The sequence below is a fragment of the Marinobacter sp. bablab_jr008 genome (assembly GCF_016464145.1).
Taxonomy (GTDB): domain Bacteria; phylum Pseudomonadota; class Gammaproteobacteria; order Pseudomonadales; family Oleiphilaceae; genus Marinobacter; species Marinobacter nauticus.
In genome coordinates this window covers 96,664-111,333 of the sequence record NZ_JACDWW010000059.1, presented here as the reverse complement: position 1 = coordinate 111,333, position 14,670 = coordinate 96,664, and the positions used below count along the sequence as shown (strand labels likewise).

18 protein-coding genes are annotated in these 14,670 nt (G+C 58.1%); 11 read left to right on the top strand and 7 right to left on the bottom strand.

Annotation, left to right across the window (positions count from 1 at the left end; genetic code table 11):
* Positions 1-73 precede the first annotated feature (73 nt).
* The 6 genes from JIF53_RS09115 to JIF53_RS09090 form a co-directional block, all read right to left on the bottom strand.
* Positions 74-1,603 (bottom strand): RNA polymerase factor sigma-54, encoded by a 1,530-nt coding sequence (locus JIF53_RS09115; RefSeq protein WP_199452521.1) that lies wholly within the window; start codon positions 1,601-1,603, stop codon positions 74-76.
* Positions 1,604-1,791: 188 nt separating this feature from the next.
* Positions 1,792-2,517 carry an LPS export ABC transporter ATP-binding protein gene (gene lptB, locus JIF53_RS09110; RefSeq protein ID WP_199452336.1) on the bottom strand — a complete coding sequence of 242 codons (726 nt, stop codon included), beginning with the start codon at positions 2,515-2,517 and terminating at the stop codon, positions 1,792-1,794.
* Positions 2,495-3,061 (bottom strand): lipopolysaccharide transport periplasmic protein LptA, encoded by a 567-nt coding sequence (gene lptA, locus JIF53_RS09105; RefSeq protein ID WP_199452335.1) that lies wholly within the window; start codon positions 3,059-3,061, stop codon positions 2,495-2,497. The genes lptB and lptA overlap by 23 nt, the downstream gene beginning before the upstream one ends.
* Positions 3,045-3,644, bottom strand: a complete 600-nt coding sequence (lptC, locus tag JIF53_RS09100) for an LPS export ABC transporter periplasmic protein LptC (protein WP_199452334.1) — start codon at positions 3,642-3,644, stop codon at positions 3,045-3,047. Before lptC ends, lptA begins: the two co-directional genes overlap by 17 nt.
* A complete protein-coding gene (locus tag JIF53_RS09095; RefSeq protein WP_199452333.1) occupies positions 3,641-4,210 on the bottom strand; it encodes a KdsC family phosphatase in 570 nt (189 codons plus the stop codon). The genes lptC and JIF53_RS09095 overlap by 4 nt, the downstream gene beginning before the upstream one ends.
* Positions 4,210-5,199, bottom strand: a complete 990-nt coding sequence (locus JIF53_RS09090) for a KpsF/GutQ family sugar-phosphate isomerase (RefSeq protein ID WP_011786155.1) — start codon at positions 5,197-5,199, stop codon at positions 4,210-4,212. Before JIF53_RS09090 ends, JIF53_RS09095 begins: the two co-directional genes overlap by 1 nt.
* Positions 5,200-5,373: 174 nt before the next feature.
* Between JIF53_RS09090 and JIF53_RS09085 the strand changes: the two genes are divergently transcribed.
* From JIF53_RS09085 to JIF53_RS09035, 11 genes are all read left to right on the top strand, one after another.
* The gene (locus tag JIF53_RS09085) at positions 5,374-6,186 is read left to right on the top strand and encodes an ATP-binding cassette domain-containing protein (RefSeq protein WP_199452332.1); all 813 of its coding nucleotides are present in this window, start codon (positions 5,374-5,376) and stop codon (positions 6,184-6,186) included.
* Positions 6,183-6,965 (top strand): lipid asymmetry maintenance ABC transporter permease subunit MlaE, encoded by a 783-nt coding sequence (mlaE, locus tag JIF53_RS09080; RefSeq protein WP_199452331.1) that lies wholly within the window; start codon positions 6,183-6,185, stop codon positions 6,963-6,965. The genes JIF53_RS09085 and mlaE overlap by 4 nt, the downstream gene beginning before the upstream one ends.
* A 20-nt stretch (positions 6,966-6,985) precedes the next feature.
* Entirely contained in the window at positions 6,986-7,435 is a 450-nt protein-coding gene (mlaD, locus tag JIF53_RS09075; RefSeq protein WP_199452330.1) for an outer membrane lipid asymmetry maintenance protein MlaD, read from the top strand.
* Between the two features lie 26 nt (positions 7,436-7,461).
* A complete protein-coding gene (locus JIF53_RS09070) occupies positions 7,462-8,115 on the top strand; it encodes an MlaC/ttg2D family ABC transporter substrate-binding protein (protein ID WP_199452329.1) in 654 nt (217 codons plus the stop codon).
* Positions 8,112-8,429 carry an STAS domain-containing protein gene (locus JIF53_RS09065; RefSeq protein WP_199452328.1) on the top strand — a complete coding sequence of 106 codons (318 nt, stop codon included), beginning with the start codon at positions 8,112-8,114 and terminating at the stop codon, positions 8,427-8,429. The genes JIF53_RS09070 and JIF53_RS09065 overlap by 4 nt, the downstream gene beginning before the upstream one ends.
* Before the next feature lie 60 nt (positions 8,430-8,489).
* On the top strand, positions 8,490-8,738 hold the full coding sequence (locus JIF53_RS09060) for a BolA family protein (RefSeq protein ID WP_014422100.1): 249 nt from the start codon (positions 8,490-8,492) through the stop codon (positions 8,736-8,738).
* Positions 8,739-8,757: 19 nt separating this feature from the next.
* Entirely contained in the window at positions 8,758-10,020 is a 1,263-nt protein-coding gene (gene murA, locus JIF53_RS09055; RefSeq protein WP_199452327.1) for a UDP-N-acetylglucosamine 1-carboxyvinyltransferase, read from the top strand.
* Between the two features lie 29 nt (positions 10,021-10,049).
* Positions 10,050-10,694 carry an ATP phosphoribosyltransferase gene (hisG, locus tag JIF53_RS09050; RefSeq protein ID WP_011786147.1) on the top strand — a complete coding sequence of 215 codons (645 nt, stop codon included), beginning with the start codon at positions 10,050-10,052 and terminating at the stop codon, positions 10,692-10,694.
* 26 nt (positions 10,695-10,720) lie between these two features.
* Positions 10,721-12,025 carry a histidinol dehydrogenase gene (hisD, locus tag JIF53_RS09045; protein ID WP_199452326.1) on the top strand — a complete coding sequence of 435 codons (1,305 nt, stop codon included), beginning with the start codon at positions 10,721-10,723 and terminating at the stop codon, positions 12,023-12,025.
* The gene (hisC, locus tag JIF53_RS09040) at positions 12,018-13,079 is read left to right on the top strand and encodes a histidinol-phosphate transaminase (protein ID WP_199452325.1); all 1,062 of its coding nucleotides are present in this window, start codon (positions 12,018-12,020) and stop codon (positions 13,077-13,079) included. The genes hisD and hisC overlap by 8 nt, the downstream gene beginning before the upstream one ends.
* Positions 13,080-13,317: 238 nt before the next feature.
* Positions 13,318-14,061 (top strand): Nif3-like dinuclear metal center hexameric protein, encoded by a 744-nt coding sequence (locus tag JIF53_RS09035; protein WP_199452324.1) that lies wholly within the window; start codon positions 13,318-13,320, stop codon positions 14,059-14,061.
* Between the two features lie 43 nt (positions 14,062-14,104).
* Here the strand turns inward: JIF53_RS09035 and JIF53_RS09030 are convergent, their stop codons facing one another.
* On the bottom strand, positions 14,105-14,542 hold the full coding sequence (locus JIF53_RS09030; protein WP_011786143.1) for a YhcB family protein: 438 nt from the start codon (positions 14,540-14,542) through the stop codon (positions 14,105-14,107).
* Positions 14,543-14,670: the final 128 nt, after the last annotated feature.

Below are 14,670 nucleotides of genomic sequence, written 5' to 3'. Positions count from 1 at the left end.
AGGCGTCTCCTGTTGTCATACTGCCGGCGTGCTTGCCGGCTTGCGTGCCAGTGCATCTTGCACCGGCGAAAGTTTAAACCAGGCGTTTTCGTTCGTTCGAGGGAGGAATATGCATGGCCTCCCGGTATTTGGCCACGGTACGCCGCGCCACGTTGATTCCCTGTTCCCCTAGCATGGCTGCAATTTTGCTATCGCTCAATGGCTTTTTCGGGGTTTCCTCGGCAATCAGCTTCTTGATCATCGCCCGGATGGCTGTAGACGAGCATTCGCCGCCCTCGGCGGTGCTGACGTGGCTGGAGAAAAAGTACTTCAGCTCAAAAATACCGCGGGGCGTGTGCATGTACTTCTGGGTGGTAACCCGGGAAATCGTGGACTCGTGCATTTCCACCGCCTGGGCAATGTCAGACAGGATCAGAGGCTTCATGGCTTCTTCGCCCTGATCGAGGAACCCTTGCTGGTGTTCAACGATGCGGGTGGCCACTTTCAGCAGGGTTTCATTCCGGCTTTGCAGGCTCTTGATAAACCATTTCGCTTCTTGCAGCTGGTCGCGCAGGTAGGTGTTATCGGCACTGCTGTCAGCCCGGCGGATCAGTGACGCGTAGCTGGCATTCACCCGGATACGCGGAGCGATTTCCGGGTTGAGTTCAACCCGCCAGCGGCCTTCGTGTTTGCGTACGATGACGTCCGGGATAACGTAATCCGGTTCGGCCCGGTCCACGACATCGCCAGGGCGAGGGTTCAGGCTGGTGATCAGGGCCAGTACCTGTTTCAGCTGGTCTTCCTTGAGCCGGCTGCGGCGCAACAGCTGTGCGTAGTCCCGGTTGCCAAGCAGATGCAGGAACTGGGTAACCACCAGTCTCGCCTGGCGCAGCCAGGGGGTATCCGGTGGCAGCTGGTTGAGCTGAATCAGCAGGCATTCCTGGAGATCCCGAGCGAACACGCCGGGCGGGTCGAAGTGTTGCAGGCGGTGGAGTACCGCTTCCACTTCGTCCAGTTCCAGCGGATCTTCTTCGGATTCGTCCAGCAGCCCTGCGTGAATGTCCTCGATGTCAGACGTCAGGTAGCCGCGCTCATCCACGGCATCCAGCAGCGCGTGGGCAATGGCCTGATCCCGCTCGCTCAGGGGCGTCAGGTTCAGCTGCCACTCGAGGTGATCCTGCAGGGTTTCGGTGGGCGAATTACGAGTCTCGAAATCCGATTCGTGCTCGTCTTCGCCCTTGCTGGCCGGAGCCGGGGCAGACTGGTAGATGTCATCCCAGGCGGTATCAACCGGCAGATCATCAGGAATGTTGTCCGGAATATCGTTCTCGGACGACCAGTCTGGGCCGTTCTCGGTTTCGTCCCAGTCCGGGCTCGCGTCCTGGTGGCTGTCGTCCTGGGTGGTCTCAGAGCCGGAAGCTTCGCTGTGCTCGTGCTCTTCGCGTTCGTCGCCTTCAGCGTGCTCATCGTCCTCGGAGGTTTCCAGCATGGGGTTTGATTCCAGCGCCTGCTGGATTTCCTGCTGGAGATCGAGGGTAGAAAGCTGCAGCAGGCGTATAGCCTGCTGCAGCTGGGGCGTCATGGTCAGACTCTGGCCCAGCTTAAGCTGTAATGAGGCTTTCATAACCATGGCTCAAGATCCATAACTCGTGGGCATCCCGGTTGTTGCTTTGCCGGCGCACAGGCCGAAAAAAATGTTGTACGCTGGTTACTTGCCATTGTCTGTAGACAGTATAAGCAAGTTTTTTGCCGAGTTTACTTGCTACAGATCATCAAAACAATCAGGCCTCGGATAAACCCTGTTTTATCAGGTCAGAGCCGGAACTCGTCGCCCAGATATACTTCTTTCACCTGCTGGTTTGCCAGAATGGCTTCGGCATTGCCGGAGGCAATGATGTGGCCTCCGGAAACGATGTAGGCATTCTCGCAGATGTCGAGGGTTTCCCGAACGTTGTGGTCGGTGATCAAGACCCCGATGCCCTTGTCCCGAAGGTGCCGGATGATGTGCTTGATGTCACTCACTGAGATGGGGTCTACGCCCGCGAAGGGCTCGTCCAGCAGAATAAAGGCAGGCTCCATGGCCAGCGCCCGGGCGATTTCAACCCTGCGGCGTTCGCCGCCGGATAGTGCCATACCCACGCTGTCCCGGATGTGAGTAATGTGGAACTCTTCCAGCAACTCTTCCAGCTTGGCGTCCCGTTCCGCCCGGCTCATGCCTTTGCGGGTTTCGAGGATGGCCATGATGTTGTCCCGTACGGTCAGTTTGCGGAACACGGAGGCTTCCTGGGGCAGGTAGCCGATGCCCTTGCGGGCGCGGCCATGCATCGGCAGCGGGGTGATGTCCTGGGTGTCGATGGTGATCCGGCCGTGATCCGCAGGCACCAGGCCCACGATCATGTAGAAGCAGGTGGTCTTGCCGGCGCCGTTGGGGCCGAGCAGGCCGACAATCTCGCCGGAGCGAATTTCCAGAGAAACGTCCAGCACCACTTTTTTCTGCTTGTAGCTTTTTGCCAGATTACTGGCCCTGAGAACTGCCATCCGAACCTTTCCCGTCACTGGATTGAGCTGAATTACGAGGCTGAATCACCATTTCCACCCGGCCGGAGCCGCCGTCGGATGGCGTGCCGCCTTCCGCAGTAACAACGCGGCGAACGGTGTCGTAGTGGATGACATCGCCCCGGAATACGTTGCCACCCTGTTCGATGACGGCCTGTCTTTCAAAAATGACCAGGTTTTCATCGCCAGACCAGGTGATGTTCAGGGCCTTGGCATCGGTCATGCCTTCGCCTTCCTGGCCAGGTTGCCGGTAATGGGCGGGGTTGCCGGCGGCTTCAATCCGGCTGACACCTTGTTGGTTCCGGTAAAGTACCACCCGATCCGCTTCCAGCCGGGTTTCGCCCTGGATCAGTTCGACAGCGCCGGTGTAAACGGCCGTACCGGCGCTATCGTCCAGGCGGGCAGAATCGGCACTGACCTTGATGGGGATGTCTGAATCCAGATTGAATGCCGATACAGGGCCGGCCAGCAATGCCATGGCCAGAATCACTGGCCGGCAGAAAGATCGTTTACCTGACGGTTTCATATTGTCCCTCTACCCGGGAGTTGAGTTCGAGAATGCGTTCGTCGATCCAGGCTTTCATGCCGGTGGAGCGGGTGACGCCGAAAGGCTCGGTGATGGACACCGGATGGTCTGTGTAGACGGTGCCGTTGCTGTTGTCCAGGGTCAGTGCCTCGGTTTCGAGAACGGCTTCGCGGCCTTCGGACTGTCGGGTCAACCGGACGTTCCCCGTAAGTTCCAGCTTTTCATTGTTCTGCTGAAGGCTACCTTCATTGGACTCGATGAGCCAAGGTTCGGGGCTGCCCTCACTGAAAAGCCGGGCTCTCGGCGTGTCCAGATGAGCCGTGCCGGTTTCTTCAAACTGTTCAATTCTGGGGCTTGTGAGATCAATCTGGAGGTTGCCTTGCTCATCCCATGCACGGTACTGGCCGCCCACCACAAAGCCGTCGGGTTCTGCGGGCCCCCGCAGGTCGCTGGCGGCATTCCGTGAGCTGACAGGCTCGTCGCTTTGCCACAGCAAAAAAACGGTTGCTGTTACGGTGACGGCCAGGGCCAGGGTTGTAACCCGCCGTTTGCCACGATCGCCGAAAAGCCGCTCGGTGATCATGCTGGCTCGTCCAGATAGGGAGCAAGAGTGGTGTCCAGGTGCCCTTGAGCCCAGAGCAGGAGATCGCAGGCCTCGCGCACAGCGCCCTGTCCACCGTGGCTGCGGGTACAGTAGTCGGCGTGTTGCTGAACCAGCCAGTAGCCGTTGGGTACCGTGATGCCAAGGCCGGCAAAACGCAGCGCGGGCAGGTCGGGCAGGTCGTCGCCCATGTAGGCAATCTGCTCCGGCTCAAGGTTCATATCCCGGATCAGTTCCAGCAATGCGACCTTCTTGTCTTCGCGACCCTGCATCAGATGCGGGATGCCCAGATCCGACATTCGCTTTTCCGTGAGGGGAGAACGTCGTCCGGTAATCACCGCCACGGTGATGCCTGCCTGCATCAGCTGTTTCAGGCCCAGGCCGTCAAGAATGTTGAAGGCCTTGAGTTCGTCGCCGCTGGCACTGAAATAGAGGCGACCATCGCTCATGATGCCGTCCACATCCAGGGCGATCAGGCGAATGCCCGATGCCTTGGCCTTCAGGGCTGCGTCCCAGTGGGTTTGTAACGGATGCGCTGTCTGAGTCATCAAATCACTCCGGCCCGCAGCAGGTCGTGCATATTAATGGCGCCCACCAGGGTGCCGTTTGCGTCGGTAACCGGCAAGGCGTTGATCTTCATTTCTTCCATGATATTCAAGGCTTCTGCCGCCAGGTGGTCTGCCCGGATGGTTTTGCCGTTGCGGGTCATCACGTCCTGGATGGGGGTAGTGTGCACATCCACGGATTTGTCCAGGGTCCGGCGCAGGTCGCCGTCGGTGAAGATGCCCGTCAGGGTGCCGGCGGCATTAACGACCGTGGTCATACCCAGGCCCTTGCGGGTTATTTCCAGCAGTGCCCCGCTCAGGGTTGTGCCCTCGGCAACCTGAGGAATCTGGTCACCGGTGTGCATGATGTCGGATACCCGCAGCAGCAGGCGGCGTCCAAGGCTGCCGCCGGGGTGGGAGAACGCGAAATCCTCGGCGCTGAATCCCCGGGCTTCAAGCAGCGCCACGGCCAGGGCATCCCCCATGACCAGGGTGGCGGTGGTGCTGGAGGTGGGTGCCAGGCCCAGGGGGCAGGCTTCAATGGCCACGCTGACATCCAGGTTGGCAACGGCCTCCTGTGCCAGTACGGAATCGGGTTTGCCTGTCATGCTGATCAATGGCGCGCCCATGCGCTTGATCAGAGGGAGAATGGTGACCACTTCGCTGGTGCTGCCGCTGTTGGATATGGCGATGACCACATCCTGGGGTGTTATCATGCCCAGATCGCCATGGCTGGCTTCGCCGGGATGAACAAAAAAGGCGGGCGTGCCCGTGCTGGCGAGCGTGGCGGCAATCTTGTTGCCGATGTGCCCCGATTTGCCCATACCTGTCACCACAACCCGGCCTTTGCAGGCCATGATGACCTCGCAGGCGCGGCTGAAGTCACCGTTTATACGGCTTTCCAGCGCTTCAATGGCTTCGCGCTCGATGCGGATTGCCCGTAGGGCCGAGTTGCAAAAGTCCTGGGTGTTGAAGGTATTTGATTCGGTCATGTCGGCTGGCTGTCTGCTCGATCTGGGATTTGAGGCCGAAGTATATCACTTCTGGTGCCCCCGGCTCGCCTGCATCAGGGATTCTGATCATTGCCATCAAGACATTTTACGTTGCTTTAATTGAGGTCTGGGAGAGCTTGTCATAATGTAGGCGCTCCTTGAAAGGGATGGATTATGGAGTCATCTGCGTACATAACACTTAGGGATGTGGTGTTTTCCCGTTCCGGGCGCCGGATTTTTGATGGAATCAGTCTGGATATTCCCAAAGGGAAGGTGACTGCCATCATGGGGCCCAGTGGTACCGGTAAAACCACGCTCCTCAGGCTCATCGGAGGTCAGCTTCGCCCGGATTCCGGCCAGGTGAGTGTGGCAGGCCATGACGTGCCCCGGCTAAAGCGCAAGGCGCTTTACCAGCTGCGCGAAAAAATGGGCATGCTGTTCCAGAGTGGCGCGCTGTTTACCGATCTCAGTGTCTACGAGAATGTCGCTTTCCCGCTGCGTGTGCACACGTCGTTACCCGAAGATATGATCCGGGACATTGTTCTGATGAAGCTGGAGGCGGTGGGCTTGCGTGGTGCCAGAGAGCTGATGCCCTCAGAGTTGTCCGGTGGCATGACCCGGCGCGTCGCACTGGCCCGCAGTATCGCACTCGACCCGGAGTTGATCATGTACGACGAACCCTTTGCCGGGCAGGATCCGATTGCCATGGGCGTGCTGGTCAAGCTGATCCGGGATCTCAACAGTTCCATGGGGCTAACCAGCGTTCTGGTGTCGCACGACGTGCCGGAATCCCTGAGTATTTGCCATTACGCCTGCATTATTGCCGACGGCAAGGTGATCGGTGAGGGCACTCCCGAGGAGCTGCGGGCACATCCGTCTGAGCGGGTTCAGCAGTTTCTTGAAGGGCAGCCTGATGGCCCGGTGCCGTTCCATTACCCGAGTGGCGATGCGGCGGCTGATTTTGGTGTGGGAGGGCTGTCTTCATGATGGATCGTATTGCCGGCCTGGGTCGTCTCGGGCTTGCGATCATCGCCTCCTTTGGTCGTTCCGGGCAGTTTCTGTTCGGTGTGCTGGCAGGAGTCCCCAGGCCTGCTACAGGTTTTCCCTTGCTGGTCAAACAGCTCTACGCAGTCGGCGTGTTGTCACTGGCGATTGTGGTGGTCTCCGGATTGTTCATCGGGATGGTGCTAGGGCTTCAGGGTTATACCATTCTCAGTGACTACGGCTCGGAGTCGGCGATTGGCCAGATGATTGCCTTAACGCTGGTGCGAGAGTTGGGGCCGGTGGTGACCGCCCTGCTGTTTGCCGGTCGTGCAGGATCCGCCCTGACGGCAGAAATCGGGTTGATGAAGGCGACGGAACAGCTTTCCAGCATGGAAATGATGGGGGTGGATCCTCTGCGCAGGGTCATTGCTCCAAGACTTTGGGCCGGTTTTCTCGCCATGCCGGTACTCGCCATGATTTTTTCGGTGGTCGGGATTTACGGTGGCATGCTGGTCGGCGTGGAGTGGCTGGGTGTGTTCGAAGGTTCCTTCTGGGGCAACATGCAGTCCTCCGTCGATTTTGTGGACGACGTGCTCAACGGCTTTATCAAGAGTGTGGTGTTCGGGTTCGTGTGTGCCTGGATTGCGGTCTACCAGGGTTATGATTGCGTGCCCACCTCCGCAGGTATCAGTTCGGCGACCACCAAAACTGTGGTGTACTCATCGCTGGCGGTGCTCGGTCTCGATTTCGTACTCACCGCCGTCATGTTCGGTGATTTTTAACAGGATTCAGGGAGCCTTTCATGGTACAGAGAAGCATAGAAATCATTGTTGGGCTGTTCATGATTGCCGGCCTGGCCGCGCTCATGTTTCTGGCACTGCAGGTTAGCGGTCTGTCGCCGAAATCCGCGGAGCAGACCTACACGCTGTACGCGAATTTCAACGATACCGGAGGCCTGACGCCCCGTGGCAAGGTTTCCATGGCCGGTGTCACTGTCGGTACTATTGAATCCATCACCCTGGACAGGGACACCTTCCAGGCGAGGGTAACCATGTCCATCCATGCCGAGGTTGATAACATCCCGGCCGACAGTGCAGCAGTAATACGTACATCCGGACTGCTGGGGGAGCAGTACATTGATATATCGATTGGCGGAGATCTGGAATCGCTGAACCCGGGGGATACCTTTTATTCCACCCAGTCTGCCATGAATCTGGAACGGCTGATCAGTAACTTTGCCTCCGGCCGCTGAGCCAGAGCCATGCACAGGAGAAAGTAATGAGTGCCCTTAAACACCGTTTGACGTTGATGATTGCCATGCTCGCCCTGGTGGTGGGTCAGGCCTGCGCAGGGCCGGAGGAGGATCTGAAACGTTACGTGGACGAGAACACCCAGAAGCTGGTGCAGAAGCTCAATGCCGAGAAAGGGTTGTACGAAAAGGATCCTGAGGCGTTTTATGCCAGCATGGATGAAACCCTTCAGGAGTTTGTCGATTTTCGCCGGATTGCTGCCCGAGTGATGGGGCGATATGCCCGCCAGACCACGCCAGAGCAGCGGGATGCTTTTGTCGAGAAGTTCAAGCGCAGCCTGTTTGACAGTTATGCCCAGGCCCTGGTTTCCGCGGAAGATTTCGAGATCATCGTCAAGGAAGCCACCATCCTTCCTCAGAATGAGGATCGCGCTTCAGTAGAAATGGAGTTGATCAGTGCCTCCGGCAACCGTTATCCGGTCACTTACTCGATGTACCGGACAGGCGACGACCGCTGGATGATGGAGAACGTCATCGTAGAGGGCGTTAACATCGGTCTTGCCTTCCGGGATCGCTTTGCCCAGGAAATGGAAGAGAATCGCGGCCAGGTCCAGGCGGTGATTGACGGCTGGGGTGATGCGGTTGAGGCCCTGAATCTGGACGAGCAGGTGGATCGTTCATGAGTGAGTGTGCGCCGGGCATCGTTCGGGATGGCGCAACCCTTCGCGTAACCGGCGATGTCGATGCCGACACGGTCCTGGCACTGCGCAAGCAGGGCGAGCAGGAAATCCAGCAGGCCGACGGCACGCTTGAGGTTGATCTGTCGGGGCTTGGCACCGCCCACAGTGTGGTGCTTTCGATGCTTTTATGTTGGCAGCGTCTGGCGCTAAGCCGACATTGCCATCTCTCCTTCACAGGCGCCAGTGAGCGACTTCGTTCTCTGGCCGCACTCAGTAATCTTCAGGATCAGATTCCCGGATTTGCCGAGTACAGCTGACCGGCGCCCGGGAATTGGTTACAATTCCGCCCCTGATTTCAACTAAGTCGAGGAATCCTTATGGACGCCGCCCAGGTTACCGAACTTGTCAAAGAAGCCCTGCCCGGTTGCGAGGTTCAGGTACAGGTTGATGGCAACCACTATCTTGTTGTGGTGGTGGGTGACGTATTTGAGGGACTGCCCACCATCAAACGGCAGCAAATGATCAACAAGGTGCTATTCCAGCATGTCATGGACGGCACCATTCACGCCCTTCACCCGAAAGCCTTTACCCCGAGCGAGTGGGCCGATCAGCAGGCCGGCGCCTGAACCGAACAGGATAATTACCGTGGACAAACTATTGATCAGGGGTCGAAAGCCCCTGGATGGCGAAATTCGCATTTCCGGTGCCAAGAACGCGGCCCTGCCCATTCTGGCGGCGACATTGCTGGCGGATGAGCCGGTCACCGTCGGCAACCTGCCGCACCTGAACGACATCACCACCATGATCGAGCTGCTCGGGCGCATGGGGGTGGAGTTGCTCATTGATGAAAAAATGAGCGTTGAAGTGCATGCCAACAGCATCAAGCACTTCCATGCGCCCTACGAGTTAGTGAAAACCATGCGCGCCTCCATACTGGTACTTGGCCCGCTGGTGGCACATTTTGGCGAAGCCGAAGTCTCCCTGCCGGGTGGCTGTGCCATCGGTACCCGCCCGGTTAACCTGCACATCCACGGTCTGGAAATGATGGGTGCCGACATCAAGGTGGAGAATGGCTACATCAAGGCCAAGACCAATGGCCGGCTGAAGGGCGCCCACATTTTTCTGGATACGGTCACCGTAACGGGTACCGAAAACCTGATGATGGCAGCTGCGCTCGCCGAGGGTAAAACCATCCTCGAAAACGCGGCCCGCGAGCCCGAAGTGGTGGATCTGGCCGAGTGCCTGATCGCCATGGGCGCCGATATCAAAGGCCACGGTACCGCAACCATTGAAATCAATGGCGTGGAGCGCCTGCACGGATGCCACTACAACGTGTTGCCGGACCGGATCGAAACCGGAACCTATCTGGTGGCGGCGGCTGCGACCGGTGGCCGGGTGAAAGTAAAAGATACCCGGGAAGATATTCTGGAAGCGGTGCTGCTCAAGCTGGAAGAGGCGGGGGCGCACATCACTACCGGCCCGGACTGGATTGAACTGGATATGAAAGGCAAGCGGCCCAAGGCAGTCAGCCTGCGGACCGCGCCTTATCCGGCGTTCCCCACGGATATGCAGGCTCAGTTTGCGGCCATGAATGCGGTGGCCGAGGGTTCAGGTACCATCGTCGAAACCGTATTTGAAAACCGATTCATGCACTTGCAGGAACTGATCCGGATGGGCGCAGACATTACCCTTGAGGGTAACGCTGCCATCATCAAGGGTGTCGAACATCTGACCGGGGCTCCGGTCATGGCGACCGACCTGCGGGCCTCGGCTAGCCTTGTGATCGCCGGCCTGGTGGCAGACGGCGATACCATTGTTGACCGCATTTACCACATTGACCGTGGTTATGAGTGCATTGAAGAGAAGTTGCAGCTGTTGGGCGCCAGCATCCGCCGTCTGCCAGCCTGAATTTGACCAACGGGAACCCGGAAGGATACATGACAGATTCCATCACCATCGCCTTGTCGAAGGGTCGCATTCTGGAAGAAACCCTGCCGCTGCTGGCGGAAGCGGGCATTGAGCTTGTCGACGACGTGAAAAAGTCCCGCAAGCTGGTGTTTCCCACCACCGACCCGAACGTGCGGATTCTGATCATCCGGGCGACCGATGTGCCCACATATGTTCAATACGGTGGCGCCGATCTGGGCGTTACAGGTAAGGATGTTCTGATGGAGCACGGTGGCGACGGCCTCTACGAACCGCTTGATCTGAACATCTCCCGTTGCCGGTTGATGACCGCAGGCAAAAAAGGCGAGCAGCCACCGGCAGGCAGGATTCGTGTTGCCACCAAATTCGTCAACCTGGCCCGGCGCTACTATGCGGCTCAGGGCCGGCAGGCCGATATCATCAAGCTCTACGGGGCAATGGAGCTGGCACCGATCCTGAATCTGGCCGATGAGATTGTTGATATCGTGGATACCGGCAATACCCTCAAGGCCAACGGGCTGGAGCCAAGAGAACTGATTGACCACATCAGTAGCCGACTGGTGGTTAACCGGGCCTCCATGAAGATGAAACACGGCCAGATAAACCCCATAATCGAGAAGATGTCCGCGGCCGTTGAACGACGCCGCGATTCGTAGTGTTACTCCAAGACAGGATCTGAAAAATGACCGACAGAATCACCAGACTGAACACCACCCAGAGCGACTTTGACAGTGCGCTGGCCCAGCTGCTGGCCTGGGACGACAGTGTGGATCATCAGGTGAACGAGTCGGTTCGGCATATCCTGCACGAGGTGAAGACCCGGGGCGATGCGGCAGTGCTGGAGTTTACGGCCAAGTTTGATCGCCTGGACGTTGGCTCCATGGCTGAGCTGGAAATGGATAAAAGCCGTTTGCAGGCAGCTTTGGACCGAATTCCCCAAGATCAGCGTGAGGGTCTGGAAAAAGCGGCGGAACGCATCCGTGACTACCACGAGCGTCAGAATCAGAAGTCCTGGCAATACCAGGACGAAGACGGAACCGTGCTGGGCCAGAAGGTAACACCGCTGGATCGTGCCGGTCTGTACGTGCCAGGCGGAAAGGCAGCCTATCCGTCGTCGGTGCTGATGAACGCGATCCCGGCCAAAGTCGCTGGTGTGGCTGAGGTCATTATGGTGGTGCCAACGCCAGACGGTGTGGTGAACGACATGGTCCTGGCTGCGGCCGCCATTGCCGGGGTAGACCGCGTGTTTACTATCGGTGGCGCCCAGGCTGTGGCTGCGCTGGCGTATGGCACGGACACGGTGCCCTCTGTCGACAAGATCGTCGGCCCCGGTAACATCTTCGTGGCCACCGCCAAGCGCGAAGTATTCGGAGTTGTCGGTATCGACATGATCGCCGGCCCTTCGGAGATACTGGTGATCTGTGACGGCAAGACCGACCCGGACTGGATTGCCATGGACCTGTTTTCCCAGGCCGAACACGACGAGCAGGCCCAGAGTATTCTGGTCAGCCCGGACGCAGACTTCCTGGATGCCGTGGAAGCCAGTATCAACAAGCTGCTGCCAACCATGGAGCGAGAAGAGATTATCCGCACCTCCATGCTGGGAAGGGGTGCTCTGATTCAGGTGGCAGATCTGAAAGAAGCCGCGGAAGTGAGTAATCGCATTGCACCGGAGCACCTGGAACTCTCAGTAGAAGATCCGCAGGCCATGCTGGACGACATCCGCCACGCCGGTGCGATCTTCATGGGCAGGCATACGGCCGAAGCCCTGGGTGACTATTGCGCGGGCCCGAATCACGTATTGCCCACCAGCGGTACCGCGCGATTCAGCTCACCTCTGGGCGTGTACGATTTCCAGAAGCGCTCCTCCCTTATTGGCTTTACGGCTCAGGGTGCCGACCGTATGGGGCGGGTAGCGTCGGTTCTGGCCCGAGGTGAAGGGCTGACAGCACACGCACGTTCAGCGGAGTACCGGATCAATGAGTAAGTACTGGAGTGACCTGGTCAGTGAACTCAAGCCGTACGTGCCGGGTGAACAGCCAAAAATGGCCAATCTGGTTAAGCTGAACACCAATGAAAACCCGTTCGGCCCATCGCCAAAAGTGATTGAAGCCATTCAGAGAGAGCTGAATGACAGCCTGCGCCTGTATCCGGACCCGGAAGGCCAGGCCCTGAAAGATGCCATTGCCGACTACCACGTGGATTTTGGAATCAACCCCAAGCAGGTGTTTGTTGGCAACGGTTCCGATGAAGTGCTGGCGCATATCTTTCAAGGGCTGCTGAAACACGACAAGCCGATCCTGTTTCCGGACATCAGCTACAGCTTCTACCCGGTGTATTGTGGCTTGTTCCAGATCGAAAGCGCGGTCATTCCCTTGACCGACAGCTTCGAGATCGATCCGAACGACTACAAACGTGACAACGGCGGCATTATCTTCCCGAACCCGAATGCGCCGACGGGACGCTACCTCGGACTTGGGCATGTAGAGGATATCCTGCAGGCCAACCCGGATAGCGTGGTGGTGGTTGATGAAGCCTATGTGGATTTCGGCGGCGAGACGGCGATTCGCTTGGTAAATCAATACCCGAACCTGTTGGTGTGCCAGACTCTGTCCAAGGCTCGTTCACTGGCTGGCCTGAGGGTTGGCTTTGCGGTCGGTAACGAAGAGCTGATCGAGGCCCTCAACCGTGTCAAAGACAGCTTCAACTCCTACCCGCTGGATCGGCTGGCTTTGGCCGGTGCCGTGGCAGCGTTTGAGGACAAGCAGTGGTTCGAGGACTCTTGTAGTGGCGTGATCCGCGAGCGCGAGCGGGTGACCAGGGCGTTGGAAGAGCTTGGCTTTGAGGTGTTGCCATCCAAGGCAAACTTTGTTTTTGCCCGCCATCCCGGCCATGAAGGGGCTGAGATTGCGGCGAAGCTTCGGGAGCAGGGCATTATTGTTCGGCATTTCAATAAGCCAAGAATCAGCGATTTTCTGCGCATCACGATTGGTACCAGTGACCAGAACAATGCCCTGATAAAAGGCCTGGATGCGCTGTAGTCTAATGTCGAAGTAGAACGAGGAATCGGCGCGCCGAGTTACGCTGGCGTTTCAGCTTCGAGGTGCCGCAAGGGTCAGCAGGGGTTTCCGGAAACCGCTACAAGCACATCCATGTGCGCTTCTCTCCGGCCATCCATGGCCTCCGACATTTCCGGAAACCCCTGCTGACCCTTGCTTTCAAACGTTGTGCACGCCAGCTGCCATGCGTCCAGAAACCGAAATGTGTTCGAGGTGTTTAATGGCGAGCAGAAACGAGATTATAGCCAAGATAAATCAATGGCTTCAGCCGGATACCTTCCAGGATTACTGCCCGAACGGCCTTCAGGTTGAAGGCAGCGAGCAGGTTATGACCCTTGTGACCGGTGTAACGGCCAGCCAGGCACTGATTGACGCAGCAGTCGCACAAAACGCAGACATGATCCTTGTCCACCACGGCTACTTCTGGAAAGGTGAAGACCAGACTATTCGTGGCATGAAGAAAAACCGGATCAAGCAGTTGCTGGACAACGACATCAACCTCGTCGCCTACCATCTGCCACTGGACGATCATCCAGAGTATGGCAACAACCGGCAACTGGCGGAAGTGCTCGGAATCCAGAATCCTAGGCCGCTGGGGGGGCTGGTCTGGCAGGGTGAGTTGCCGGAGCCCTTGTCAGTTGAAAAGTTTGAGTTAGAGATGGCTCGGGCTCTGCACAGGCAGCCGTTGCACGTTGGTGCAGGGGCAGACAAAATCAAAGCCGTCGCCTGGTGTACGGGCGCCGCTCAGGGCTTTATCAACGTTGCTTTGGAGGCGGGCGTAGACGCCTACATCAGTGGTGAAATCTCGGAGCCGACAACGCATACCGCCCGGGAATGCGGCATTCATTACTTTGCGGCGGGCCATCACGCGACAGAGCGTTATGGAGTGCAGGCGTTAGGGGCGGCGATTGCTGAGGCGTTTGGTGTTACACACCGTTTCATCGATTGTGATAATCCGGTATGAAGATCGTTGCCAGGCTGCGCGTGGCGCAGCCTCTGATTCCGAATCAGGCCGGGCGCTTCTCGCCCTTGTCCAGGCCGTAGTCCTCGGCAAGCGTGCCTTTGGCCTCAGGGTCGGCCTTGGGTGCATAATCCCTGGGAGGTTCTGAAGGCTCGCCATCACTGCCATGCTCCAGTCTGCCCTTGGATTTCTGATCCAGCTCTTCCATCCAGTCTTCGTCATTGCACAGACGGTTGGCGCCACGAGCCATATGCTGGTTCACATCCCGGTAGGCGTCGTTGAACCGGCGCAACAGGTGCGCGGATTCCATAAAGTGCTCGTTCACCTGGGCCTGATAGCGCGTAAACTCGCTGCGCAGCTCTTCAATCTGCTGCTCCGCCCGGCGCTGCCGCAACGTTGCTCCCTGGCCGGAACGGCCAACCAGAATCCCGATGACAATGCCAACTACCAACGCGGCAACTGCCGCCAGAATCAGGTTTGTCATATGAAAATCGTCCTTATATTGCCTGGAAGTGAGCCAATCCCCGTAAACGGAGTATAACGCCCCAAACCGATTGAGCCCATGCTGAAACACTGAGCCAATCGTCGTATTGCCCCGAGAGCCGCCCGGCG